This is a genomic window from Pseudoalteromonas sp. AWM4_233 (assembly GCF_056158285.1).
The window spans coordinates 4193-4995 of sequence record NZ_JBSWSZ010000083.1; the positions used below are offsets into that span (position 1 = coordinate 4193).

The window sequence follows — 803 nt, forward strand, 5'->3', positions numbered from 1 at the left end:
ATCAGAGCAGCACGTTGTGACTCTAAATATGAGCGAGCACTTATCCGTTAAAGCATTATCAAGTGCGTATTTCTTTTAAACGCAGACGCTCAAGCTCATAGTTAATGTGACCAATATCACCGTTTTGTAGATCAAGTGCTTCTTCATTTAAATCTACAGCACGCTCAACCAGTTCAACTAAACGTTCTTTAGGCGCACTTACAACTTCTTTACCGTCTTCAATTACACGCTCTACATAGCCATAGAAGTTACCGTTTTTACTACGCTCAAATACCGCCATCGCTTCTGGCTTAGTTTGAGATTGGATATCTGTTGTTAATATCCAACGGAAATCTAGGTCTACATATTCACGGTTACCCGTTTTTACCAAGATACGTTCAATATATTCATCTTGGTATGCCGATAAATCATAGCCTGCCGCTTCAAGGCGAGATTTAGGCACCATCTCACGGTCATAAATCTCACCAATCACTGTTTGCTTAGGCACTGAGCCTTCAAGCTTTAACTCAACCACTTCTGATGGCCAGAAGAAGCTTAGACCTTTCCACGCGATCATCGCTAATAAACCGATAACCGAGATTAAACTGATGCTAACTGCACCACCTGTCATCCAGATCCAAGGAGATCCTGACTTAAACCATTGCTTTACCATGTCATGAAACTCCGATAATTACATTGAGCTGTATTTTTCACGTAGACGCTGACGAACAAATTCAGCGAGCGTGTTAAATACAAAGGTAAAAATAAACAACACAAATGCAGCAGGTGCTGTGTAAGAGGTGAATCTAACCGTCGTTAACCTT

At 41.1% G+C, this 803-nt stretch carries 1 pseudogene; it reads right to left on the reverse strand.

Annotation, left to right across the window (positions count from 1 at the left end):
* Positions 1-652 (reverse strand): annotated as a pseudogene (locus ACXAC4_RS20615) (ABC transporter permease family protein); the annotation flags it as partial.
* Positions 653-803 lie beyond the last annotated feature (151 nt).